This window comes from uncultured Psychromonas sp. (genome assembly GCF_947489755.1).
Taxonomy (GTDB): domain Bacteria; phylum Pseudomonadota; class Gammaproteobacteria; order Enterobacterales; family Psychromonadaceae; genus Psychromonas.
In genome coordinates this window covers 130,369-155,051 of record NZ_CANLFB010000002.1, presented here as the reverse complement: position 1 = coordinate 155,051, position 24,683 = coordinate 130,369, and the positions used below count along the sequence as shown (strand labels likewise).

The 24,683-nt window shown below is 37.2% G+C and carries 24 protein-coding genes; 12 read left to right on the top strand and 12 right to left on the bottom strand.

Translation table 11 applies throughout. The annotated features are described in order from the left end of the window. Window positions 1–62: 62 nt before the first annotated feature. Window positions 63–824: an FKBP-type peptidyl-prolyl cis-trans isomerase gene (fkpA, locus tag Q0794_RS01895; protein WP_298939782.1), complete on the bottom strand. Its 762-nt coding sequence runs from the start codon at window positions 822–824 to the stop codon at window positions 63–65. 126 nt (window positions 825–950) lie between these two features. On the opposite strand from fkpA, the gene Q0794_RS01890 reads away from it, so the two are divergent. Further along, window positions 951–1,937, top strand: a complete 987-nt coding sequence (locus Q0794_RS01890; RefSeq protein ID WP_298939780.1) for a hypothetical protein — start codon at window positions 951–953, stop codon at window positions 1,935–1,937. A gap of 8 nt (window positions 1,938–1,945) precedes the next feature. Next, the gene (locus Q0794_RS01885) at window positions 1,946–2,170 is read left to right on the top strand and encodes a SlyX family protein (RefSeq protein ID WP_298939779.1); all 225 of its coding nucleotides are present in this window, start codon (window positions 1,946–1,948) and stop codon (window positions 2,168–2,170) included. 242 nt (window positions 2,171–2,412) lie between these two features. Here Q0794_RS01885 and Q0794_RS01880 read toward each other — a convergent pair whose 3' ends face one another. From Q0794_RS01880 to Q0794_RS01865, 4 genes are all read right to left on the bottom strand, one after another. Continuing rightward, on the bottom strand, window positions 2,413–3,153 hold the full coding sequence (locus Q0794_RS01880; RefSeq protein WP_298939778.1) for an NRDE family protein: 741 nt from the start codon (window positions 3,151–3,153) through the stop codon (window positions 2,413–2,415). A 6-nt stretch (window positions 3,154–3,159) separates the two neighbouring features. Then, window positions 3,160–3,660 (bottom strand): DinB family protein, encoded by a 501-nt coding sequence (locus Q0794_RS01875; RefSeq protein ID WP_298939777.1) that lies wholly within the window; start codon window positions 3,658–3,660, stop codon window positions 3,160–3,162. 120 nt (window positions 3,661–3,780) lie between these two features. Next, complete coding sequence (locus Q0794_RS01870) at window positions 3,781–4,467, bottom strand: prepilin-type N-terminal cleavage/methylation domain-containing protein (protein WP_298939776.1); 687 nt, start codon at window positions 4,465–4,467, stop codon at window positions 3,781–3,783. Next, a complete protein-coding gene (locus Q0794_RS01865; RefSeq protein ID WP_298939774.1) occupies window positions 4,467–5,927 on the bottom strand; it encodes a hypothetical protein in 1,461 nt (486 codons plus the stop codon). Before Q0794_RS01865 ends, Q0794_RS01870 begins: the two co-directional genes overlap by 1 nt. 377 nt (window positions 5,928–6,304) lie before the next feature. Here Q0794_RS01865 and acs point away from each other — a divergent pair, with 377 nt between their 5' ends. The 3 genes from acs (at window position 6,305) to Q0794_RS01850 (ending at window position 10,811) form a co-directional block, all read left to right on the top strand. Next, window positions 6,305–8,254: an acetate--CoA ligase gene (gene acs, locus Q0794_RS01860; protein WP_298939773.1), complete on the top strand. Its 1,950-nt coding sequence runs from the start codon at window positions 6,305–6,307 to the stop codon at window positions 8,252–8,254. 91 nt (window positions 8,255–8,345) lie between these two features. Continuing rightward, the gene (gene aroQ / locus Q0794_RS01855; protein ID WP_298939772.1) at window positions 8,346–8,786 is read left to right on the top strand and encodes a type II 3-dehydroquinate dehydratase; all 441 of its coding nucleotides are present in this window, start codon (window positions 8,346–8,348) and stop codon (window positions 8,784–8,786) included. Between the two features lie 357 nt (window positions 8,787–9,143). Continuing rightward, window positions 9,144–10,811 carry a hybrid sensor histidine kinase/response regulator gene (locus Q0794_RS01850; protein WP_298939771.1) on the top strand — a complete coding sequence of 556 codons (1,668 nt, stop codon included), beginning with the start codon at window positions 9,144–9,146 and terminating at the stop codon, window positions 10,809–10,811. A 254-nt stretch (window positions 10,812–11,065) separates the two neighbouring features. Here the strand turns inward: Q0794_RS01850 and Q0794_RS01845 are convergent, their stop codons facing one another. Further along, window positions 11,066–11,704 carry a response regulator transcription factor gene (locus Q0794_RS01845; protein ID WP_298939769.1) on the bottom strand — a complete coding sequence of 213 codons (639 nt, stop codon included), beginning with the start codon at window positions 11,702–11,704 and terminating at the stop codon, window positions 11,066–11,068. Window positions 11,705–12,079: 375 nt separating this feature from the next. Here Q0794_RS01845 and prmA point away from each other — a divergent pair, with 375 nt between their 5' ends. The 6 genes from prmA to Q0794_RS01815 all read left to right on the top strand — a co-directional run bounded on the left by prmA (window position 12,080) and on the right by Q0794_RS01815 (window position 17,164). Further along, the gene (prmA, locus tag Q0794_RS01840) at window positions 12,080–12,964 is read left to right on the top strand and encodes a 50S ribosomal protein L11 methyltransferase (RefSeq protein WP_298939767.1); all 885 of its coding nucleotides are present in this window, start codon (window positions 12,080–12,082) and stop codon (window positions 12,962–12,964) included. Window positions 12,965–13,101: 137 nt separating this feature from the next. Continuing rightward, entirely contained in the window at window positions 13,102–14,064 is a 963-nt protein-coding gene (gene dusB, locus Q0794_RS01835; protein ID WP_298939765.1) for a tRNA dihydrouridine synthase DusB, read from the top strand. An 18-nt stretch (window positions 14,065–14,082) separates the two neighbouring features. Continuing rightward, entirely contained in the window at window positions 14,083–14,382 is a 300-nt protein-coding gene (fis, locus tag Q0794_RS01830; RefSeq protein WP_025563271.1) for a DNA-binding transcriptional regulator Fis, read from the top strand. A 309-nt stretch (window positions 14,383–14,691) separates the two neighbouring features. Then, window positions 14,692–15,270, top strand: a complete 579-nt coding sequence (locus Q0794_RS01825) for a YjaG family protein (protein WP_298939758.1) — start codon at window positions 14,692–14,694, stop codon at window positions 15,268–15,270. 170 nt (window positions 15,271–15,440) lie between these two features. Next, the gene (locus Q0794_RS01820; RefSeq protein WP_025563269.1) at window positions 15,441–15,716 is read left to right on the top strand and encodes an HU family DNA-binding protein; all 276 of its coding nucleotides are present in this window, start codon (window positions 15,441–15,443) and stop codon (window positions 15,714–15,716) included. Window positions 15,717–15,961: 245 nt separating this feature from the next. Continuing rightward, on the top strand, window positions 15,962–17,164 hold the full coding sequence (locus Q0794_RS01815; RefSeq protein WP_298939751.1) for a bifunctional alpha/beta hydrolase/OsmC family protein: 1,203 nt from the start codon (window positions 15,962–15,964) through the stop codon (window positions 17,162–17,164). A gap of 117 nt (window positions 17,165–17,281) precedes the next feature. Here the strand turns inward: Q0794_RS01815 and purD are convergent, their stop codons facing one another. The 5 genes from purD to nudC all read right to left on the bottom strand — a co-directional run bounded on the left by purD (window position 17,282) and on the right by nudC (window position 23,402). After that, complete coding sequence (gene purD / locus Q0794_RS01810) at window positions 17,282–18,568, bottom strand: phosphoribosylamine--glycine ligase (protein WP_298939749.1); 1,287 nt, start codon at window positions 18,566–18,568, stop codon at window positions 17,282–17,284. Between the two features lie 312 nt (window positions 18,569–18,880). Continuing rightward, window positions 18,881–20,473 carry a bifunctional phosphoribosylaminoimidazolecarboxamide formyltransferase/IMP cyclohydrolase gene (purH, locus tag Q0794_RS01805; protein WP_298939748.1) on the bottom strand — a complete coding sequence of 531 codons (1,593 nt, stop codon included), beginning with the start codon at window positions 20,471–20,473 and terminating at the stop codon, window positions 18,881–18,883. 177 nt (window positions 20,474–20,650) lie between these two features. Beyond that, on the bottom strand, window positions 20,651–21,145 hold the full coding sequence (locus tag Q0794_RS01800; protein WP_298939747.1) for a GNAT family N-acetyltransferase: 495 nt from the start codon (window positions 21,143–21,145) through the stop codon (window positions 20,651–20,653). A gap of 254 nt (window positions 21,146–21,399) precedes the next feature. Beyond that, on the bottom strand, window positions 21,400–22,464 hold the full coding sequence (gene hemE, locus Q0794_RS01795; RefSeq protein ID WP_298939746.1) for a uroporphyrinogen decarboxylase: 1,065 nt from the start codon (window positions 22,462–22,464) through the stop codon (window positions 21,400–21,402). A 131-nt stretch (window positions 22,465–22,595) separates the two neighbouring features. Beyond that, the gene (gene nudC / locus Q0794_RS01790) at window positions 22,596–23,402 is read right to left on the bottom strand and encodes an NAD(+) diphosphatase (RefSeq protein WP_298939745.1); all 807 of its coding nucleotides are present in this window, start codon (window positions 23,400–23,402) and stop codon (window positions 22,596–22,598) included. Between the two features lie 288 nt (window positions 23,403–23,690). Between nudC and rsd the strand changes: the two genes are divergently transcribed. Then, complete coding sequence (gene rsd, locus Q0794_RS01785) at window positions 23,691–24,164, top strand: sigma D regulator (RefSeq protein WP_298939744.1); 474 nt, start codon at window positions 23,691–23,693, stop codon at window positions 24,162–24,164. 166 nt (window positions 24,165–24,330) lie between these two features. Here rsd and Q0794_RS01780 read toward each other — a convergent pair whose 3' ends face one another. Then, entirely contained in the window at window positions 24,331–24,672 is a 342-nt protein-coding gene (locus tag Q0794_RS01780) for a DUF3802 family protein (protein ID WP_298939743.1), read from the bottom strand. Window positions 24,673–24,683: the final 11 nt, after the last annotated feature.

The following is a 24,683-nucleotide window of genomic DNA, read 5'->3' as shown; positions in this document are numbered from 1 at the left end:
AAATCAGATATAAAAAAGGCCACATTAAGTGGCCTATTTAAGAGAAGAGGGTTAGCTGTTAATTATTCAGCAGCTTCTTCTTTTGGCTCGATACCTAGTAATTCAACTTCAAAGATCAATGTTGCATCTGGTGGAATTGAACCAGCACCTTGTTCTCCGTATGCTAAGTCAGCAGGGATAACAAATTTGTATTTCTCACCAACACTCATTAATTGAACACCTTCAGTCCAACCAGGAATAACGCGGTTAAGTGGGAACTTAGCAGGTTCTCCACGAGCAACTGAACTATCAAATTCAGTACCATCAAGTAGTGTACCTACGTAATGTACTGTCACTGTGTCTTCTGCAGCAGGTTTTGCACCTTCAGCTTTAGTAATAACAGAATATTGTAAACCAGAATCAGTTACTGTTACGCCTTCTACTTTCGCATTTTCATCTAAAAACGCTTTTGCTTCAGCTGCTGCTTTTTCAGTTAATTCAAGCTGCTGCTTTGCTGCTGCTGCTTTTACTTCTGTATCGTAAGCTTTTAATGTTTCGATCATCTCTTCATCAGTTAATTTAGAGTTATCACGTAAAGTATCTGTAATACCTTGTAGGATAATTTCTTTATCTAATGCCATACCGAATTCAGCTTGTTTCTCTAATGTAGTCGAAACGTAACGAGAAAATGAAGCACCTATTGCATAGGCTGCTTTTTCGTTAGCATCTTTAAATGTTGCGGCAGCTGCTTCTTGAGTCGGTGCTGCTTGCTCTTCTTTTTCATTACAACCAACGGTTAATGCAACAGCTGCTGCTAATAAAGAAACTTTAAAAATGTTTTTCATTGTTACTCCAAATATTAAATTAAAACAAATAGCTTTGATTTCACTTCAAAAAATTGTAAAGCAAGTATCTAAAACAGTTAACTTATACTAACCTTAAAGCTGTTTATCAACAAAGACAATTTAATCATGCAATTAGCTAATACTTTTAAATCCCTTTTACTCGTAAGCACCCTATTATTATCTGCTTGTGAGCAATACTCACAACCCTCACAACAGTTTGAACATGCTGTACAGGGCGCGTTTAGTGCCGATATATCTCAAAATGGAGATTATTCGCTTATTTCTTCCATTCACCACGGTATCAGTTTATGGGATAACCGTAACAATAAACTACTATTTAACTGGTATCACCATAACAATCAAAATAATGATGTATTTATTGTTCGTTTATCATCAAATAACAGCGTTGCCTTAACGGCAAGCCGCAATGAATTTGCCCTTTGGGATACCAAAACAGGGAAATCGTTAGGCTTTTATCAAGTATCTGACTCGCCGATACGTGATATTCAATTATCTGAGAATGGCCAATATGTAGTGTATGGACAGGTTAACGGTAAATTAGTTCATATCAACCTAGCTAACGGGCGTCGTTTGGAAGCCCGTTTACACCGAGAAAAAATAAACAGTATTGATATGTCGAACAATGGCCGTTATGTATTATCTGGCGGTAATGATCATCAAGCTTTTTTATGGGACACAGAAACAGCACAGGTAATACAACAGTTTCAATTTGATCAACGTATTAGTATGGTGAGATTAGAAAAGAATGGCCGCTTTGCTTTTATTGCAGATACGCAAAAGGCATCGCAAATATGGGATTTAAAAACAAGAAAGCTTAGAAGCACGCTTATTTATCATGAGCGCCAATCCATTTTTTCAACGGTACGCTTTGTTAAAGATGGCCAATATTTATTAACCGGTAATGCCACTAAATCAGTCACGCTGTGGGATACCAATACAGGCTTAAAAAAACAAGATTGGACAGTTACCCCAAGAAAAGAAACACGCGCTAAAACAGCTGTAGTATACTCTGCAACATTATGGGACGATTCAGCGATTGTGACTGAAAGTTCTGCAGGATTATTAGAGATTTGGCCGTTAGCGCCTTTATAAGAGAGATCATGAATAGCACACAAGTAGAATTAGAAGAGCGTATCGAACAATTAGAAATGAAAATAGCGTTTCAGGAAGATAATATCGATACATTGAATAAAGAAATCTTTGAACAACAGCGACGCACTCAGCAGCTTATTGAACAAGTTGCTTTATTAGCGGTTAAATTAAAAGAAAGTGAGCCGAATCAATTAGCTTCTGAAAAAGAAGAAATGCGCCCACCACATTATTAAAGAAAAACAGTTAACGACTCTTTTATACTGTATCGGTCATGTTGAGTTATTTACTTTCTGCTCAACATATTTAGAGAGTAAGTAATAAAACCTGAGTTGGAGGCGGTGTTAAATAATCGACGTATTCAGCATTAATTTTACTACCGAAACATATTTAGAGAATCAGTAATAAAACCTGAGTAGTAGGAGGCGGTGTTAAATAATCGACGTATTCAGCATTAATTTTACTACCTAAAACATATTTAGAGAGTAAGTAATAAAGCCTGAGTAGGGAGCGGTGTTAAATAATCGACGTATTCAATAAGCACTTTACTGCCTAAACTCATCTCTTGGTTCACTTCAATCTGAATAAAACTCACCGTTTTTGCATCTTCTCGATACATCTTAACGGAACACTTCCCTGATTCACCTTGATGCTGATGATAATTAATATAGTCAGCGGTTGTCGCTTGCTTTCCAGTAATCATATGATTGAATTGTTGTTGTCGGTAAGCATAAACTCTGTCGTAATCCACACCTGATGAGGTGATTGGCAATGATGTTTCGACGGATAATGTTGCGAAGGCAAGTTGTTGTCCGTCCCAAATATATTGGCAAGCCTGTTGTGTTTTATTTTTTTGTGCAGATAAGTCATTATCGAATACACATAACTGGAAGGCTTGATAAACACTTAAATCCATATTTAATAATTGCTGATGGATATCATCAATATGAGACAACAAGTGTGGAATGATTACACCACGACTAACAAAGTTTTTGAAACTAGGGTCAATTTGAGCTTGGTAATAATTTAGTAACGCTAAACTTACGCCACTTTCATGAACGGCAATCCATGTGCCACCGCCAGTCGGGTCGATAGGATAAGCGGATTTTAATAGAGTATTTTTAGTCGGTTGAATGGCTTGAGGTCGAGTACGTTGTTCGTCGCGATTAAAAAATAGCTGGTAGCCTTGTTCAGTTAAACGATAAGTTAATGTGCACATATTTAGTTAACCCGTACGTAAAAAAGTCGCTGTTGCAGGTGCGATACCTAAATCACCCTCTACTTTTATTTCTTGTGCTTGTGCAATATGTTTAATCGTCGCTAAATGATGAACGGCGTGGCTTCCAACAAAAATAACTTCTCGACCAAGTGTTGTATCAACGATGGCTACTTGCTTATCGACCACTGAGATTTCAGTGGATAGTTTCACTGTTTTTTGAAGTTGTTCTGTTGTTAGTGACGTTAGAAAAGTAGATATTTCTTCAATTGCCTTTTGTGCCGCTTTTGGACAGCTTTCAACAACCCCACCACGACTGCGCTTGTCGTAGTCAATTAATCCTTCTGGGAAACCATTTATCACCGAATAATAATGATCTAAAATATGGCGCATATGTGCACCAGCAGAACTCATAAAAGTAGGTGTAATAACTTCAGTATATTGCTGTTCTGAAACAGTGCTCAAGTAGGTATTAGCTTGTTGTAATATAATAAGTTGGCTTTCAATCATTGGCCAAACATTCCTTCAAAATAAGATATATAAGTTAGGGCATTGCTGCTCTTTAATTGTTCAATAATAGCACATTGACAATAGCTTATTTATCACAAAATCATAACATTGTTATTATTTCTAAAAGAGTGACGCTAAGTTACTGTTATTTATTAAATTAGTATCATCTATTGGGCCATAACTTTGCCAACCACCACTGCTAATAAAAAGGCCTGTATTAGGGTCAATAACGGCCAGAGGCGGCTCATTATCAATCGAATAATGAGATGTCGCTTGATATAGTGCACTGTCATAAATAACAAATGCCCCTTCTTGGTACTCTACTTTAGGATCAAAATAAATAATTTCATCAGGTGATAGTTCAGTGGCGATAATGATAGGGAATAGCTTATCAACACTAGATAATAAAGAACCTAAGTTGATTTGCTGTAAATGAGTGAAGTGTTGCAGATCCCCTTGGTTATTAATCCAAGAAATATTCATCTTAACCTGTTTAAAGTCATCTCCTCCATTGTACTCACCCACCACATCATTAATATTCCATAATATGGTGAATGTGGTATTTGCTATCTGTACATTGGTTTCTGACGTTTCATTTAATGCGATTAAATCATCAGGATCAATAATACTGATGATCTGTTCTATCTTAGCGGTAGCCATCGAAATAGCAGATGCATGAGCAATATTATTGCCTTGTTGTTCTGCCACCTTTATTTGTAAACCACTGATACTTATTGCAGTTAAACTTACAACAATTAATGACACTAACACCTCTATAAATGTAAATCCTTTTACTTTTACATGCATTAGAAATCCCTCCATGTACCAGCGACTAATTGGTAATGGCTTTCAACAGGTGTCATACCTAGCTGTTTGTATAATGAATTTAAGACACTTTTATCATAGCGAGTGGAAAAGTGTTTTTGAGCACTGTTATCTACATTGCTAGGCGCACTTGCAGTACAATTATACTCACTCAATAAAGAGCCATTGACTTGCATACCTGCGATATCAATATCTTGCTCTTGTTGAGTTTGTTTAATGCCGTCAATATAAAGCGCATTACCATTGCTATCTACCACATCATAAGTAGCGGGTATTAAGTACAGCATACCAATCACTGTGCTGACTATATTAACTGGAGCGATAAATGCCCCACCTTCGATGAAGACCATTTTAGGATTATCCGTTGAGCCAATCGTAAAATGGTTATCAACAATCATGCTAGAAGCATTGCTCTCTATCGCATCGAGTGAATCGATAACGCAATCTCCCTTGATATAAATAAGGTTAATTTCATCATCAACATATTGCAGTTCTTCAGAGCAACTCACTGTATTTATGCTAGTCATATCGATATACGCAACAGACTCTGAATGACTAAATTGCGCTTTTGCACTTTCCCAAGTCACCCCAAAAGTACTTTCAAACAAAGAACCTGCATTGGCGGTATCTTCGATTGCAGCGATCCCATCAAAAATGGGACTAGTTATTGAAGCAATGGCTCCCCATTGATTATTATTGACCTCCTGAAGTCGAGTTGCTCCTTCTTCATCAACAAGCTGGCCATAAATCGCCTCTAAATTAAGGCTATTTCCAGCGCCTTCAATATCATCAACACAAAGCGTAGAGTTCTGAGTTGTATCAGAATCAATTAAACTAGCAACATTGATATCTGCTGCGTCGCTATTTGCTCCATTAGGCATGGTTTGGTTAGCTGTTATTTGATTAACAACAGGATGGCTAACGATCACTTTTTTCGCGATATTACCAGGGGCTCGACATTCAGAGACCGATAATCCACCACATCCATCATTAATCGAATCTGAGGCATTAATTTTTAACTGTCCGTTACTCAGAAGTGGCGCGATCGGCGTGTCAAAATCAATATAATAATAGACCTCGACGGATATGTTACGTAACGCAGAACCATCTTCTGAGTATCCAATAGAAGAGACCTGTAATTTATTGGTTGTTATTGCAGTGACCGTAACTTGATAAGGTGTCGTAGGAATGACTTGATTAGGATACGTAAAAGGCAGGTTGTCGATCATCTCTGTAGCAACAGTCACCGTATTTAATTTACTCAGAATTAAATTAACGCCTGACTCCGCATTAGCAAAAGCTTCACTGTTACGATAGTAATTAGCTAACACTTTATTATCGATTAATTGCAAATAGGCCATGTGTGTCGTGTAAGCAATACTAGCCACACTTAATATAACGGCCGTTGTTAATACGGCAAAACCCTGTTGTTGTTTTTTCATCCTTCCCCCTCACACTTTAGTCTGTTTATACAAACTAACGCCCTTAGGTTTTCTCCGCTAAAACAACTTTACAGCCACTAAAGGTGTTATTAGAGCTTAGTCGTAAATATCAAAAACGTTAATAAAAAGCCTAACAATATATTTAGCTATCGTTAACTTTTTATTGATGTTGATCTCAAAATTACAGCTAAGCAGGTGAGTTTTAACATTTATTTAACAACAGAGGCATTCCTCACAATAACGATTTAATCTCTGAACTAGAATAAAACGATGATTTATTAAACAGAACCATAGCAACACCTATAACAGCATTATTAGTAACGATACAAACAATAAAAATATGAGCAATTGATTATTATGTAATAACGGAGCGAACAATGAGCGGAAATAATATTTATCCTGTTTCACCAGAACTAGCATCAAAAAGCTTGCTAACCAATGACCAATATTTATCTGAATATAAAGCATCTATCGAAGATCCAGACGCATTTTGGGGTGAGAAAGGTAAAATTTTAGATTGGATGAAACCTTACACTAAAGTCAAAAACAGTTCTTACGCTCCAGGTAATGTCAACATTAAATGGTTCGAAGATGGAGAGTTGAATGTCTCTGTTAACTGTATCGATCGTCATTTAGCGACAAAAGCGGATCAAGTTGCTTTGCTATGGGAAGGCGACTCTCCTGATCAAGATGCAAAAATCACTTATCAAGCGCTTTACACAAAAGTATGTCAGTTTGCTAATGCCTTAAAAGAGTTAGGTATTAAGAAAGGCGATGTCGTTTGTTTATACATGCCAATGACACCTGAAGCAGCCGTGGCAATGCTAGCCTGTACGCGTATTGGTGCTGTACATTCTATTGTTTTTGGTGGTTTCTCTCCTGATGCCATTGCTGGTCGTATCATCGATAGTAGTTCAAAATTAGTGATCACAGCCGATGAAGGTCGACGTGGCGGCCGTACTGTGCCACTAAAAGCAAATGTTGATGAAGCGTTAACACGTGATGGCACTGATTGTGTTGAACATGTCATCGTATTTAAAAATACGGGTGGCGATGTTAATTGGATTGAAGGGCGCGATTTAGATTGGACAACAGTAACACAATCACAACCAACGGATTGTGAACCAGAAGCAATGAATGCTGAAGATCCACTGTTCATTCTTTACACATCAGGCTCTACTGGCACACCAAAAGGTGTATTACACACAACAGGTGGTTACCTAGTTTACGCAGCAATGACCTTCAAATATGTATTTGATTATCAAGAAGGTGATATTTATTGGTGTACTGCCGATGTAGGTTGGATCACAGGACATAGTTACTTAGTTTATGGGCCATTAGCGAATGGTGCGACTACCCTATTATTTGAAGGTGTACCAAACTACCCGACTCCTGCACGTATGAGTGAAGTGGTTGATAAACATCAAGTGACTTTATTATATACCGCGCCTACTGCGATTCGTGCATTGATGGCAAAAGGTGATGAAGCAATACAAGGCACCCATCGTAACTCACTTCGCATTCTAGGGTCGGTAGGTGAGCCTATTAACCCTGAAGCATGGCAGTGGTATTACGATAAAATTGGTAACAAACAATGCCCAATCGTTGATACCTGGTGGCAAACAGAAACGGGTGGTATTTTAATTACTCCGCTACCTGGGGCAACGGATCTAAAACCAGGTTCAGCAACTCGCCCATTCTTTGGCGTACAGCCTGCCTTAGTTGATAACGAAGGTACCATTCTAGAAGGTGCAATTGAAGGTAACTTGGTCATGCTTGATAGTTGGCCAGGTCAAATGCGTACGCTTTATGGTAATCATGATCGCTTTGAACAAACTTACTTTTCAACCTTTAAGGATATGTACTTTACCGGTGATGGGGCTCGTCGTGACGAAGATGGTTATTACTGGATCACTGGTCGCGTAGATGATGTATTAAACGTATCTGGGCACCGAATGGGTACCGCTGAAATAGAAAGTGCATTGGTTTCTCACCCTAAAATTGCAGAAGCGGCCGTTGTTGGTGTGCCACATGAAATCAAAGGACAAGGTATTTATGCTTATGTCACATTGAACTCGGGTGAGTACTCATCTCCAGAGCTATACGCTGAAGTAAAACAATGGGTACGTAAAGAGATTGGTGCGATTGCAACACCTGATATTTTACACTGGGCTGAAGGTTTACCGAAAACACGTTCAGGTAAAATCATGCGTCGTATATTACGTAAGATTGCAACAGGCGAAAGTGATCAGCTTGGTGATACATCTACATTAGCCGATCCAAGTGTGGTTGATAAACTGATTAAAGAGAATCAAGAAATTAACTAAGTGTGATTTTTCTGGTTATACTAAACGCCTCGATAACGGTTCTGTTATCGAGGCGTTTTTTTATGTGGCCTAAATTGAGCAGGAGCAGAAAGTGAAAGTATTAGTATTAAATGGACCTAACCTTAATTTACTGGGTAAACGTGAGCCGGAAGTTTACGGTAGTCAGACCTTAACAGATATTATTGAATCTCTTCACTTAGAAGCCGCTGACTTAAATATTCAACTATCACACCTTCAATCTAATCGTGAATATGAACTCATTGAGAAAATTCATGAAAGTGCTGAAGAGATTGATTTTATTATCATTAACCCTGCTGCTTTTACGCATACTAGCGTAGCACTTCGTGATGCTTTATTAGGTGTTGCTATTCCTTTTGTAGAAGTACATTTGTCTAATATTCATAAACGTGAAAAATTTAGACATCACTCATACTTATCTGATGTAGCATGTGCAGTGATTTGTGGAATGGGTGCTAAAGGCTACTCATTTGCTTTACAAAGTGCGGCACAATTCACTACCTCAAAAGATTGAAGCGCTCACAAAACACTCAAACAACGCCTAAAAAAAGTGGTAATAGTTAAAACTACCCGATCGGGTAGTTACTTTATTATTAGGCTTAAGGCATTGTATATCTGTCTTAAGGAATTGAGGCATAGTAGTACACCCAACTTGATGCCAATTAAATGGATTTTTTATTCAAATTTGTAATAAAAAGACATATTACAGGCGAGCCTAACTTTGTTAGGCTTTTTTTTGTCTGCAATTTATTAAGCAGTTCAATCATTATCCCCATTAATACCTCATATTGAGACCTAAAAACTTGGAAATCAGACTAAATATAGGTATATAAATGTACCACTTAATTAATATTTTTAAATAGAGAGCGTAATGCAGGAAGCAACACCAATAAAAAGCCAACTAAGATGGCAATCGTTACGCCCTTTTAATACCATCATCTTTTGCTCATTTGTTTTCTTTTTTATCATTGGAATAGGACAAAGCTATACTGTATTTGATGCCCCTCCGACATTTATAACACCGTTATTTATTCCAGCAATTATTCTCTTATTATCAATAATAAACTTAATTGGCATCGTCGCTAAAAAAGATAAAATAGTACAAATATTAATGCCCTTTAATTGTTTATCAATTACCTTTTTTGTTGCAGTAAATAGTCACTTTCAAGAACATTTATATGTCAGTAGCTTTCTATATTTATTGCTATTACTACCACTCTTTTATTCTTATTTATTTGCTTACAGCACGAAAAATTTAGTCATTAATAATATATTTTTAGTGATTTGTTATATATTGGCTTCAATCATTGGGAATATGGATTATCTGATTTTTCTATTCAATAGCACATTCTTAATGACCATGTGTTACCTCACTATTTTCACGCAATTACGCAGTAATAAAAGAAGTAAAGAGCCAGTAGAAGTCAAACAAGAACAACCAAAAATGATTGACCCAAAAACAGGTGATTACTTAAAGCGTATCATTCACGATATAAGACAACCTTTAAGCAGTTTATCTTTATATGGCCATTTATTAGAAAATAAACTCACGGGTACCCCTCAATTACAATTAGCAAAAAACATTAAATTAGCTTCAGAAGAGTTAGATAGATGGTTATCTAGCTTATTAGATTTAGCACGTATGGATAGTAGTACTATTGAACCCAAAATAAGTGAGTTCACACTCACATCAACATTACTGCCTTCGATCAAAAAATATCAATTTCAGGCATTTGAACTCGGGATCCAAATCATTACTCGTTTACCCGATTTAACCATTAAAACTGATAAACGATTATTTATAGAGATAGTAGAAACGTTACTCAATAATGCCATCATTCACGGTAGTCAGAAAAAAGGAACGCAGATATTATTAAGCGTTCGACACCACCAAGGTAAAGCATTACTGCAAGTGTGGAATCAAGGCCCACAAATTGAACCTTCTCTTTTTGAACATTTATTTGATGAAATATTATTAGCTGATAATCCCCTACATAATAAAAGCAAAGGTATCGGATTAGGGTTACCTATTGCTCAACGTAAAGCGATATTGTGCGATACAAAAATTGAAGTGATCAGTAACCAACGTGGTAGTCGTTTTGGCTTTACAGTCGACATCGTAGAAAATGCGAAGAAGCATATTGATTTAAATAAACTATCTAATCATTCAATTGATTATAAAATATTATTAATTGACGATGACCAAGGCATTCTTAATGCATTAAGCATGTTGCTTGAAAATTGGGGTTATACCGTTGAGTGTGCTGATACAGCTGAAATAGGATTAGAGAAATTCTATTCAAGTCATTATGATTTAGTTATATCTGATTATCGCCTACCGAATCAAAAAACCGGATTAGATATTATTAAAAAGATTAAAGAGCAAGGTGATATTCCTGCCGTCTTATTAACAGGAGAAGCGGATCCTGGAAAATTACAAGAAGTTCAAGCTGTAGGTAAAGAGATAAATTATAAAATTCTCAATAAACCAGTGAAACCAGCCTCATTGAGATTTTTATTAAAGCAGTTATTAAAATGATAAACGCTAAGATGATGATAGCTAAGACGATAAAACCAAGAGAGTTGTTCATAAAGCAGTTATGATGAAAGTAACACTTATTAAATAATACCGTTCAAATATATATTTAATAAGTGTCTACACAAGATTGACAGTCTCAAAGCAGAGACATAAGCATCATACTAACGACACCTTTCATCCCCCCTTCCTTTGTTCCTATCTGCCAATCTAACAATAAAGCCTTAGGCAAACCTTGAGCTTAGATTCAAAGGCTCTTAGCTTTTGATTAGGCCGATAGAGAGTGCTTTTTCAACCGCTTTAATACGGCTGGATGATCCAGACACTTCTAATGCTGTATATAAGCCTTTTTGATGAAATTTAACCGTATCTTGCGAAATACATAACGCGTCTGCAATTTCTCGATTCTTCTTTCCTTCATGAATCAATTGCAAAATTTGTATTTGTCTTTCAGACAAGTGAAATGTTTGCTTATTTTTTTCTTCTAGCAGTACTATATTTTCAATGGCTAATAATACATTTTCAGGGACAAAAATCTCGCCAGTAAAAATAGCCTCTAAAGCAGCCAACATATCATTAGGCGCATAAGATTTTGGAATAAATCCCATCGCGCCTTTTTGCAAAGCACAATGTACATCCTGATAATCTTCACAGGCAGATAAAATAACCACAGGAGAAGCAATTTCAGCTTCAACTAATGCTTCAATCATTTCTAACCCATTCATTTCTGGCATATATAAATCCATCAAAATGAGGTCTGGTTGAATACTTTTTATTTCAGCCAATGCCTTAATTGGGTTATCAAACGTTATCACCACATTATTTTCATTTTCTAAGGTTAACTTTAAACCATATAAAAATAACTGGTGATCATCAATAATCACTATTTTGTTCATCGAAATACCCTTTTCGTAACAAGCGGCCATTTTTAATGATATTACTAATATTGTTTAATAGTTCTCCATCATACTGAATTATGAACAAACTATTTGTTAAAGTTTTATAAAATAAAACAAGTCCTTAAGTAAACTAAAGTAATAATCCTATTAAAATAGGCTACTTACGATGAGAATAGTCTTTTAGTTATTTTACGATATATAAACAAAAAAAGAGCTACCTAAAAGTAGAAAGCTTTTGCCAAATAAGAACAATAAATACGACTTTTGCGCTAACACACCTCTGCCAGAATACTTTTTCAATCGCTATATTAATTTATTAATTCCCTGTATTCTTGCGCCCTATCTGTTTACCCCAATAAAAAAGAGAAAATCATGCCTTGGATCCAGCTTAAATTAAATGCAAATAACGTAAATGCAGAAGAAATTGGCGAACTACTAATGGACAACGGTGCTCTATCGGCAACCTTCACTGATTCGCAAGACACGCCTATTTTTGAACCAATGCCAGGAGAAACTCGTTTATGGGGTGATACCGACGTAACGGGACTGTATGAAGCAGAAACAGACATGCTGCCTGTTATCGCCGTATTAAAAGGCAGTGGCTTACTAGCTGATGATTTTGCTTTTAAAATAGAACAATTAGAAGATAAAGACTGGGTACGCGAATGGATGGATAACTTCCACCCAATGAAATTTGGTGAACGTTTATGGATTTGCCCAAGTTGGAAGCCCGTCCCAGACGAAAACGCAGTTAATGTCATGTTAGATCCTGGCCTTGCTTTTGGTACAGGTACTCACCCAACTACCGCGCTTTGTTTAGCTTGGTTAGATGCACAAGATCTACAAGATAAAGTGGTTATCGATTTTGGTTGTGGTTCAGGCATATTAGCCATTGCGGCGCTTAAATTAGGTGCAAAACGTGTTATCGGTATTGATATTGACCCGCAAGCAATCACTGCTAGCCGCGATAATGCACAACGCAATAATGTATCAGACCAACTTGAACTTTATTTACCAGAAGATGCGCCTGAAGGCATTATTGCCGATGTCGTGGTTGCTAATATTTTAGCAGGTCCATTACGTGAACTATCAACCAGTATTGAATGCCTAGTGAAAGCCAATGGTAAATTAGCGTTATCAGGTATTTTAGAACAACAAGCAGATGAATTACTGACAGTTTATGGCCAATGGTTTGATATGGACTCAGCAAAAATCAAAGATGAATGGGCTCGTTTGTCTGGAATTAAGCACGCTTAAAGCCACTCTAAATAACTGAGAACAAAGTGTTGCTTAGTTTGCAAGCTAAATAATTTCAAAATGGTTAATTATTAACCTTTATTCTGGTTGAAAAAATGCGTAGACTACGCCGCCTTAACTTAGAGAACGCTTAGAATATGCGCATTGGAAAGTATCAATTAGACAATAATCTTATTTTAGCGCCGATGGCAGGTGTCACCGATCGCCCATTCAGAGAACTTTGCCGCAAGCAAGGTGCTGGATTAGCAGTATCAGAGATGTTGTCATCGAATCCTCGTGTTTGGAATAGCACTAAATCTAAGTTACGAATGGACTACCATGACGAATCAGGTATTCGTTCTGTACAAATTGCTGGCGCAGATCCGCTAGCAATGGCTAACGCTGCACAATTGACTGTACAGCTAGGTGCTCAGATCGTTGATATTAATATGGGTTGTCCCGCTAAAAAGGTGAATAAGAAGAAAGCAGGCTCAGCATTATTGCCACATCCGGAATTAGTGAAAGCTATTTTAGAAAGTGTTGTAGATGCCGTTGATGTGCCCGTGACTTTGAAAATTCGCACTGGTTGGGATCCGGACAATAGAAATGGATTAGAGATTGCACAGATCGCTGAACAAGCAGGTATCCAAGCACTATCAGTGCATGGTCGTACGCGTCAGTGCCTTTTTAAAGGCGAAGCCGAGTACGACACAATAAAAGCAATTAAAGAAAGTATAACAATCCCTGTGATTGCAAATGGTGATATCACTTCAGTAGAGAAAGCCAAGTATGTGCTGGATCATACAGGGGCAGATGCCATCATGATTGGACGAGGCGCACAAGGTGCACCTTGGATATTCAATGAAATTAACCATTACTTAAATACAGGGCAATATGCTCCGTGTTTAGCGCAAATGGAAATTACAGAAATACTGTTGAATCATGTGCAAGCTTTGCACAGTTTTTATGGTGATGTAATGGGCCCTCGAATCGCTAGGAAGCACGTCGGGTGGTATTTACAGGAGCAGGACAAGTTAGGTAATTTTAAGCGTAAATTTAATGCAATAGAAAACTCTAGCGAGCAACTAAATGCATTAGAAACTTATTTAAATCAATTGTAATTAAAAGAGTTAATACCCATGTTTGAACAAAATATTTCTCAAGAAGCACTGACAACAACGACTAGTATTCCTGCTACAGGGCAAATAACTCAACGTCCACTACGTGACTCAGTACGTCAAGCTGTCTCTGGTTATGTGGCAAAATTAAACGGTCAAGATACAACTGAATTATATGAATTAGTATTGGCTGAAGTTGAAGCACCAATGCTAGATATCATTATGCAGTACACTCGTGGTAATCAAACACGTGCAGCAACCATGTTAGGTATTAACCGTGGTACATTACGTAAAAAATTAAAAAAATACGGCATGGGCTAAGCTCTACCGCTATTTAAAATATAAAAAAGCGATTCTATGAGTCGCTTTTTTTATGACTCTCATTTATACCTGTCATCATTCAGTACAAAGCATTCGAATATCGGTGAGTTTAGTTATCGTCATGTTTGACAATGTATAATCAATGACATTAACCATTAAAACGCCTTAAACCTTTCGTCAAAAATCCGCATAAACTTAATATTATTGACATTATATTTTGATAAACAAAAGAAATAATTAAATATCTAAAGACAGTTATTAAATTAGCCTATAATCTTAGCTTCTTTTAAAGGTGCAAATAGGACAACTATGCTATCTCTTCCCATCAATGATCAACTTACAAACTTACAAGCTTGGCAACAAAGTGTATTTTGTATGGCATTAGCTGAGCAAAATATCACTCACTTTAAAATGTTCAGTCAAGCAATTGAAAGTGAACATGATGTTATAGCAGACAATATCTTACAGCTTTTTTGGGAAAAGCTGACGGTAAAAGGCGCAAAAATTAACTTTACTATCCAAGAAGAAAATTTTGATGTGATTATTCCAGAGGCCAGTGATCATGAATTTTATGGTGTTTACCCTGCTGTCGATTATTGTGTTATTACCAATTGTATTTTCAATTCGTTCACCAGTAAGTCTAAAGAAGAAGCATTAAATGCAAGCCAAACGAGTTTTGCAACGATTGCTAGCTTTATAGAATTACAAACAGGTGAAGAAATTGATGAAGCAATATTAATAGAAGAACCGTTATTTATTGAGCAGTTAGACGTACAAAAAACCATCCTTAAGATGCTAGATAATGAGCGATGCCCTGAGCTAATAAAGTCAATTCGTACTTACATAAGATCACTTGAAAGTACTAACATTGGCATATCTACATCATAGAATCAGCGTTGAAATGTTATAATTTTGTGATTTTTGACACAATAAAGTAAATAAATCGCTACTTTCTTCATTTTTAAGCGGATTATGCTTTACTTGCTAGGAATGAATGCAATACATTAATTAAGTGTTTAAATTCTTATGCATTTTTTTATACTAACGGAAGTCAAATAATGAACAAAACTCAACTTGTAGCAGACATCGCAGAAAAAGCTGACCTAACTAAAGTACAAGCTAAAGCAGCTCTAGAGCAAATTTTAGCTAGCGTGACTGACAGTCTAAAAGATGGCGAACCAGTTCAACTAATCGGCTTTGGCACATTCAAAGTAAATCATCGTGCAGCACGTACAGGTCGTAACCCACAAACTGGTGCAGACATTCAAATTAAAGCAGCTAACGTTCCTGCTTTTGTTGCCGGTAAAGCGCTTAAAGAATCAGTAAACAAATAAGTATTTATTTGTCTCACATAAACATGTGATTCTTACAGCAAATTTAAGCCCTTATTTAAGGGCTTTTTTATTTCGTATACTTTTCCCTTCTCAATGACTCGCAACTTTCACTATTCCCCATAACATAACTCCCTTACAGTATTTGCTTCCTAAGCCTTAGATAAATTTGACTCGCCCACTTTGCATTTTTAAGTATCATGGCTAACTATTAGAGATAAATTAACTTTTCTCCATAAGGATCAATCATGCGACAGAAAATAGAGTTTACGAGTGGTAACAACAAATTAAGTGGATTGTTAGAAACACCAGAATCAAACATCCGATTTTACGCATTATTCGCCCATTGCTTCACTTGCAGTAAAGATGTAGCAGCAGCCTCTCGAATTAGCCGAGCATTAACCGCTAAAGGTGTTGCTGTTTTACGTTTTGATTTTACCGGTTTAGGTAATAGCGACGGTGATTTTGCTAATACAAACTTCTCTTCTAATATACAAGACTTGATCGCAGCAGCAGACTTTCTTCGTGAAGGCTACCAAGCCCCAAAACTATTAATAGGCCATAGCCTAGGTGGAGCAGCAGTACTAGGTGTTGCACAAAGTGTACCGGAGTCCGTTGCCGTCGTGACTATTGGTGCACCTTCTGATGCTGCACATGTAGCCCATAATTTTGCAGCACACATTGATGACATCAATGAAAAAGGTGAAGCAGAGGTTAGCCTCGCAGGTCGTCACTTTACGATACAAAAGCAATTTTTAGATGATATTAATAGTTATGGCAATGCACATATTAGTAAATTAAAAAAAGCACTTTTAGTCATGCATTCCCCTATCGATAAAACCGTGAGTATTAAAGAAGCTGAAAAGATCTATCAAGCAGCATTACACCCTAAAAGCTTTGTTAGTTTAGATAATGCAGATCATTTATTAACGAAAAAGGCAGATGCTGAATATGCAGCAGATGTTATTGCAACGTGGGCGAATCGGTACATTGTAAGCGATCAAGAAACTTACCAGAGTAGTGTCTCTAAAGGGCACGTTTTAGTAGAAGAGAAAGATCATAAGTTTACACAACATGTCAGCACATCAAGCCATTATTGGTTAGCAGACGAACCAGTGAAAATGGGAGGCAAGAATGCAGGTCCAGATCCCTATGAACATTTACTCGCTGGTTTAGGGGCATGTACATCAATGACATTGAGAATGTACGCACAACGCAAAAACTTACCCGTTGAACATATTAAAGTAGAATTAACCCATACACGTAATTATGAAGATGACTGCAATAACTGTGAACAGCAAAATGGGATAGAAGCCATTGTTCGTAAAATTAGCTTTGTAGGCAAGCTTGATGAACTGCAAAAAGCACGATTTTTAGAGATTGCTGATAAATGTCCCGTACACAAAACATTGCACAATGACGTTACCGTTATTAGTAAATTAGTAGAATAGCTAGCGGGTAGGTTATTTGAACCAATCCAAGTTAAAGCTAGCTTAGATTCAAATAATAAAACTGAAATAGCCTCACTTATTCCATGACAGAAGAAGTGAGGTTTTAAGGCAACTTACTTATTTTTCATTTTCACGTGCAATCGCACGGTAAGCAATATCGTTACGATGGAACATACCATCCCAACTAATCTCTTTAACTAGCTCATACGCCTTCTGTTGCGCTTCTGTTACCGTATTGCCTAATGCTGTAGCACAAAGTACACGACCGCCGCTTGTCACGACTTGACCGTCTTTCTCCGCGGTACCAGCATGGAACACTTTAAGTCCTTCAGTTGCTTCAGGAATACCTGAAATAACATGACCTTTAGTGTAATCGGCAGGGTAACCGCCAGCCGCTAATACCACACCAATAGCAGCACGTGGATCAAACTCAGCAACCATATCTTCAAGTTCGCCGTTTACGCCTGCTAAACATAAAGTAACAATGTCAGATTTCATACGTAACATGATTGGTTGTGTTTCAGGGTCGCCAAAACGACAGTTGTATTCAATGACTTTAGGTGTGCCATCAGCCATGATCATAAGACCAGCGTATAAGAATCCTGTGTACGTATTACCTTCAGCAGCCATACCTTCAACCGTAGGACGAATAACTAAGTCCATAATACGATCATGCATTTCAGGTGTTACGACTGGTGCTGGAGAATAAGCCCCCATACCACCCGTATTTGGACCTGTATCGCCATCACCAACACGTTTGTGATCTTGGCTTGTTGCCATTGGTACAATATTCTTACCATCAACCATGACGATGAATGACGCTTCTTCACCATCTAAAAACTCTTCGACAACAACACGATGCCCAGCTTCACCAAAAGCATTACCCGCTAACATATCTTGAATCGCATCTTCAGCTTCTTGTAATGTCATCGCAACGATCACGCCTTTACCTGCAGCAAGACCATCCGCTTTAATCACAATCGGTGCACCTTTTTCACGTACATAAGCCAAAGCAGGCTCAATCTCAGTGAAGTTTTGGTACCAAGCCGTCGGAATATCATGACGCGCTAAAAAGTCTTTAGTGAATGCTTTAGAGCCCTCTAACTGCGCAGCGCCTTTAGTTGGACCGAAACAAGCTAAGTTAGCTTCACGGAAAGCATCAACCACGCCAATAACTAATGGGGCTTCTGGGCCTACAATCGTTAATTCAACATTATTTTCTTTAGCAAAAGCTACTAATGCATCGATATCTTCAACACCGATATTAACGTTTTTAACTTTATTTTCTAACGCGCTACCCGCATTACCTGGAGCAACAAATACATTTTTAACTTCAGCGTTTTGCGCCGCTTTCCATGCCAAAGCATGTTCACGACCACCATTACCAATAATCAGTACATTCATTCGTTTTCCTCACGTAAGACAGTCCGTCGCTATTTAATGCTATTTCAGCGTCAAAAGTACTCATTTAGCGCGCTAAACTCCGTGCTTTTTTCTTGAACTAACACTAAATAGCTTAGTTCTGACTCACTGCAATTATTCAAAAGACTAAAAGTTAATTATGTTTTAAAGGACTTTAAAACATAAGAACAGTTAACTCATTAATTTGTTATATCAACGTCTGTTGGTTCGAGGTCAAAGAAAAGGCGCGGAGCTTGCAACTGCAAGTGAGCACCTTTGACGCAGAGATCGAATCTACAGACTAAGATATAAAGATTAATGACGGAAGTGGCGCATTCCTGTGAACACCATTGCCATATTGTGCTCATCTGCTGCTGCGATAACTTCATCATCACGCATTGAACCACCTGGCTGGATAACACAACTAATGCCAGCTTCTGCTGCTGCATCGATACCGTCACGGAATGGGAAGAATGCATCAGATGCCATAACAGAACCTTCAACAACTAGGTTTTCATCAGCGGCTTTAATGCCTGCAATTTTAGCACTGTAAACGCGACTCATTTGACCTGCGCCTACACCCACTGTTGCACTGTTTTTAACGTAAACAATTGCATTTGATTTAACAAACTTAGCCACTTTCCAGCTAAACAATAAATCCGTCATTTCTGATTCTGTTGGTTGACGTTTAGACACGACTTTAAGGTCATCTAATCCAACCATACCTTGGTCACGATCTTGTACTAATAAACCACCGTTAACGCGTTTGATATCAAACTCAGTTGTTTGGTCAGCCCATTCGCCACACACTAATAAACGTAGGTTCTTTTTAGCTGCAATAATAGCAACCGCTTCATCACTAACTGATGGGGCGATAATCACTTCAACAAATTGACGTGATGTAATTGCTTCAGCTGTTGCAGCGTCTAATTCGCGGTTAAATGCGATAATGCCACCAAATGCAGACGTTGGGTCAGTTTTGTAAGCGCCTTCGTATGCATCAAGGATATTTCCAGCAACGGCAACACCACATGGATTTGCATGTTTAACTATTACACAAGCAGGCTCTGAAAATTCTTTAACACATTCTAATGCAGAATCAGTATCTGCGATGTTGTTGTAAGATAATGCTTTACCTTGTAACTGCGTTGCTGTTGATACAGACGCTTCTTGAACGTTGTTTTCAACATAGAAAGCCGCTGCTTGATGCGAGTTTTCACCGTAACGCATATCTTGTTTCTTTTGGAATTGTGCATTGAAAGTGCGTGGGAATTTTGATTCCTCATCACCTTCTTTGTTTTCACCGTAACTTGGCACCATCGTACCGAAGTAGTTAGCAATCATACCGTCGTATTGAGCGGTATGCTCATAAGCAGCAATCGCTAAGTCAAAACGCGTTTTATAAACTAGGCTACCGTCGTTTTCTGTCATTTCAGACAAAATACGTGCGTAGTCAGATGCATTTACAACAATGGCGACATCTTTATGGTTTTTTGCCGCAGCACGTACCATTGTTGGACCGCCGATATCGATATTTTCAATCGCATCTTCTAATGTACAATCTGGGTTAGCTACTGTTGCAGCAAATGGATATAAGTTAACAACAACCATATCAATCGCTTGGATATCATTTGCAGACATGACTGCTTCATCGATACCACGACGAGCAAGAATGCCACCATGAATTTTAGGGTGTAATGTTTTTACACGTCCATCCATCATTTCAGGGAATCCAGTGTAATCAGATACTTCTGTTACTTTGATATTATTTTCAGCCAATAATTTACAAGTACCGCCTGTTGATAAAAGCTCAACGCCTTTATCTGCTAATTCACGTGCAAATTCTACAATACCAGTTTTATCAGAAACACTGATCAGTGCGCGTTTAATTGTTCGGTTATTTTCCATTATCTTCCACATTCCTCGGTTAATGTTTTCATGAGTGAAAAACTCAAATGATTGGAGTTTTCTTAAAAGTTAAACTTGCGCGGCATTCTACCCGAATTGAAAGGACTTTTATTCGTTTTGTTGAATAAAAACACAAAAAATAGCGCTATTTATGCAAAATAATCACTAACTGCCTATTTAATAAGTTTTATGTAAATTACTGGCAATACCTCGACAAGTAATAGTTTTCACTTTTTCGAAGTTTAAATCTGACATTAGTTGCGTACTAAACTGATTATTTTGCGCCACAACAGCTTGTAAATGAGGGAGTTGATAAAAGGAGATTAATTGTTTGATAAAGGGTTGCAATACAGGAAGTAGATCTTGATGCTCATGAAAATCAGGTAAAAGACGTAGAATAAATGAGGGCTCTATTTCTTCGTCAATAAAACAATCTTGTAAACCAGTGCAACCAATGACGGTACTATTGTCTAGATCTTCAATGGCATACATTTTATGTTTTTTATTGCTGATGAACATATTAAAGCAGTCATCGGCCTGTTGTTTCGATAACACTCCTGTGATGCTGTATTTCATACAAGCTTTGTGTTGTAAAATATCGATAAAATCATTTTTATCTGATTCAATAAAAGGGCGAATACTTAATTGATGATGTTTTATAAAAAGCGTCATCTTACCTCCATTTATAGTGCTGACATTGTCGCTTACAAGTGGTGAATAGATATTAGTATATCGTTCATTTTACGTACAGATCTATTAAATATTTAAAACAGTTAAGTTACAGCAAGATGCAAAAAAAAAATATTGCTTCGGAAACAAAAAAACATGCCGGAAGCATGTTTTTCAATTTCTACATTCACCAAAATAAGCCGTAACTTACTTTGTCTTTTTATGTTGTCGCTTGTATTAACAAACTACCCTCCATCTTAGCGATGGTAAGGTACACTTAGCTCATGGACTGCATCAACAAATACTTTTGCGTTTTCAGGTGGTACATCTAAATGAATACCATGCCCTAAATTAAACACATGGCCATTACCTGTACCAAAACCTTCTAAGATAGTCGCCACTTCTTGGCGAATACGTTCAGGTGATGCATATAGCATTGATGGATCCATATTACCTTGTAATGCAACACGCGAACCAACACGTGCTTTCGCTTCTTTAATATCAATTGTCCAATCTAAACCAATTGCATCACAACCTGTGTCAGCGATTTGTTCGATCCATTGACCGCCATTCTTTGTGAATAAAGTAACCGGTATTTTTTGACCATCATAATGACGGGTTAAACCATCCACTATTTTATGCATATATTGTAATGAGAAGTCTTTGTAATCGCGTGGCGATAAAATACCACCCCACGTATCAAATACCATTACAGATTGAGCACCTGCAGCAATTTGTGCATTTAAATAAGCAATCACAGAATCGGCTAATTTATCTAATAAAAGATGCAATGTTTGTGGCTCAGCAAATGCCATTTTTTTAATTTTAGTGAAGAATTTCGAACCACTGCCTTCAACCATATAAGTCGCTAACGTCCACGGGCTACCAGAGAAACCAATTAGTGGTACTTCGCCTTTTAAATCACGACGAATGGTACGGACCGCATTCATTACATACTGAAGTTCACCTTCAGGATCTGGCATGATCAGGTTATCAACATCTTTTTTACAGCTAATAGGACGCTCAAATCGAGGGCCCTCACCTTCAGAGAAATATAACCCTAAGCCCATTGCATCTGGAATAGTTAAAATATCAGAAAATAGAATCGCAGCATCTAAGTCAAAACGACGTAAAGGTTGTAAAGTAACTTCACACGCTAAATCAGCATTACGACATAAAGACATGAAATCACCTGCTTGAGCACGTGTTGCTTTATATTCTGGTAAATAACGACCTGCTTGACGCATCATCCACACAGGCGTTTTATCTACTTCTTTGTTTAGCAAAGCGCGAATATAACGATCATTTTTTAATTCTGTCATTTGTAACCTTATCCTGTTTTAGCTATTGATAGCCTATCGAGTAATCATTTCCATCTATTGATAGAATATACCTTATTTCTTCGCATAAATAAATTTGGTATTACCTATCACTTCGATACCTAATATTAAATTTAACGGCATCGCTTTACTGTTTTTTCAATTAATTTTCGCGCGATTGTCCCATGTTTTGGTATCAGAGGTAAATCATCAATATCGTACCAATTGGCTTCAATCAACTCATTGGGCTGAATATTTATCTCGCCTGACGCATAGTCAGCAGTAAACCCCATCATTAAAGAATGCGGAAAAGGCCAAGGTTGGCTCGTTACATATTGAATATTCTTAACCTTAAGACCAACTTCTTCGAAAACTTCACGTTCTACACAGGCCTCTAGCGTTTCACCTGCTTCAGTAAAACCAGCTAAGGTCGTATAAACGGGATAATTATCTTTTTGATGACGGTTATGCAAAGCCAATAGGATTTTTTTATGCTTACGAATTGCCACAATAATACAAGGCGATACACGCGGATAAGCACGATGTTGGCAGTGATAACATTTCATCGCAATTTCCCAATCGATCTCTTGCATTGGTTTGCCACACTGACCACAATACCGATGAGTTTTATAAAACAAAGCGATTTGAAATGCACGGCCCGCCATTTCAAATAACAGGTCGTGAGCTTTGCCTAATAATGAGCGTAAACTAACATATTCGCCCAACCCCATATCCAAACTGCTTGCCACTTCAACTAAATAACACGGATAATTATTATAGCTTCCCAATAACCGTTTATTATCTGTCGCGTGTTCAGGAAAAGGTAACTCTTCAATGCATCCAAAAGGGATAAGATCCCCTTTATCTAAAGCAACCAATTTACCTTCTGATAAAATAAACCACCATGCGTTGTCGTATAACGCGGTTTTTGACTCTGACATTCTGAATACTCATTGTCGGGAGTGATAAATAATATAGTGCAATATCAAGCAGGTATTGAACAAGTGTTATTTTTAACTTATTAAGGCAACCACACATTAAACTTACCAATTAAAAGTAATGGTAACGATTAATGTAAAATATTTGTATTTCAAGCGATTACATTGGGCATAAGCTCACAGTAATGATGTGGTTACCTATATAAACTAAATTTATATTGACGGATGCCGCTATTTGACTTAATTTTTACCTAGTTAATTTTATAGCTAGTTCATTTAAAAGAGGTTTTTATGCTTAAAAAAATAAAGCAAGCAAAAGAAGAATGGGGTGGCACACTTTCTGTTTTAGATAACTGGTTAGACGAACGCCAAAAACTAGTGATTTTATATTGTAAATTAGCAGGTTTACCGCCATACCAAGAAGAAAAACAAGGCTTACCCAATCAGGCTTTAATCACAGAGTTTTGCCAAGGTTTATTAGACTATGCTTCCACAGGTCACTTTGAGGTTTACGAACAAATCATAGAGAAATCTAAGTTAAGTGGAGAAGAAAATTTAAAAATAGCGCAAGAGCTATACTCTAGAATAACTACGACAACCGACACGGCATTAAATTTCAATGATACTTATGCAGAGAATGCATCAGACCAAGCATTGTTAAATTTCGATAGAGATTTATCTGAGTTAGGTCAAATAATGGAAAGTCGGTTCGAACGAGAAGATCAATTGTTGGAAGTCGTTCACCTGAACCATACTCTTGCATAGTAGATCTAATCGTTTTGTTTTAATGATGAAACTATGATTTAAACAGCAATGACGTGATACTAAAAAACAATCTATATAGATTGTTTTTTAGTATTTGAATTCAAGTAATAAGTTAAATCACTGGAATAAGCTTAACGTATTCTACGACACAAAATAAGTATTCACCTTACAGATGCGGTACTTGAGAATCTAAGCTATTTTTGACTAATAAAAAATATTCTTTAATAAAAAGTACTTGCTCTTCTGAAGCATTATTTTCCCAGCATTTCCCTAGTATTTGCTCCATATCGTCAACAATTCTATCGCTTTCAGCAACGACTATTAAGCGTGTTTCATTACTCAACTGAGGTTGTTGCTGACAAAATGTCATCACTAAATTAGCGACTTCATCTAATACAATATCAGCAATAATTTGCCCATTCCCAGAGCTTGCAGCCCCTTCGAAGATATTTAAATTATCAGCAAAATAACCTATGCAAGATTCGTATGCTTCACTTTTTAATAACATAACTACTAAAC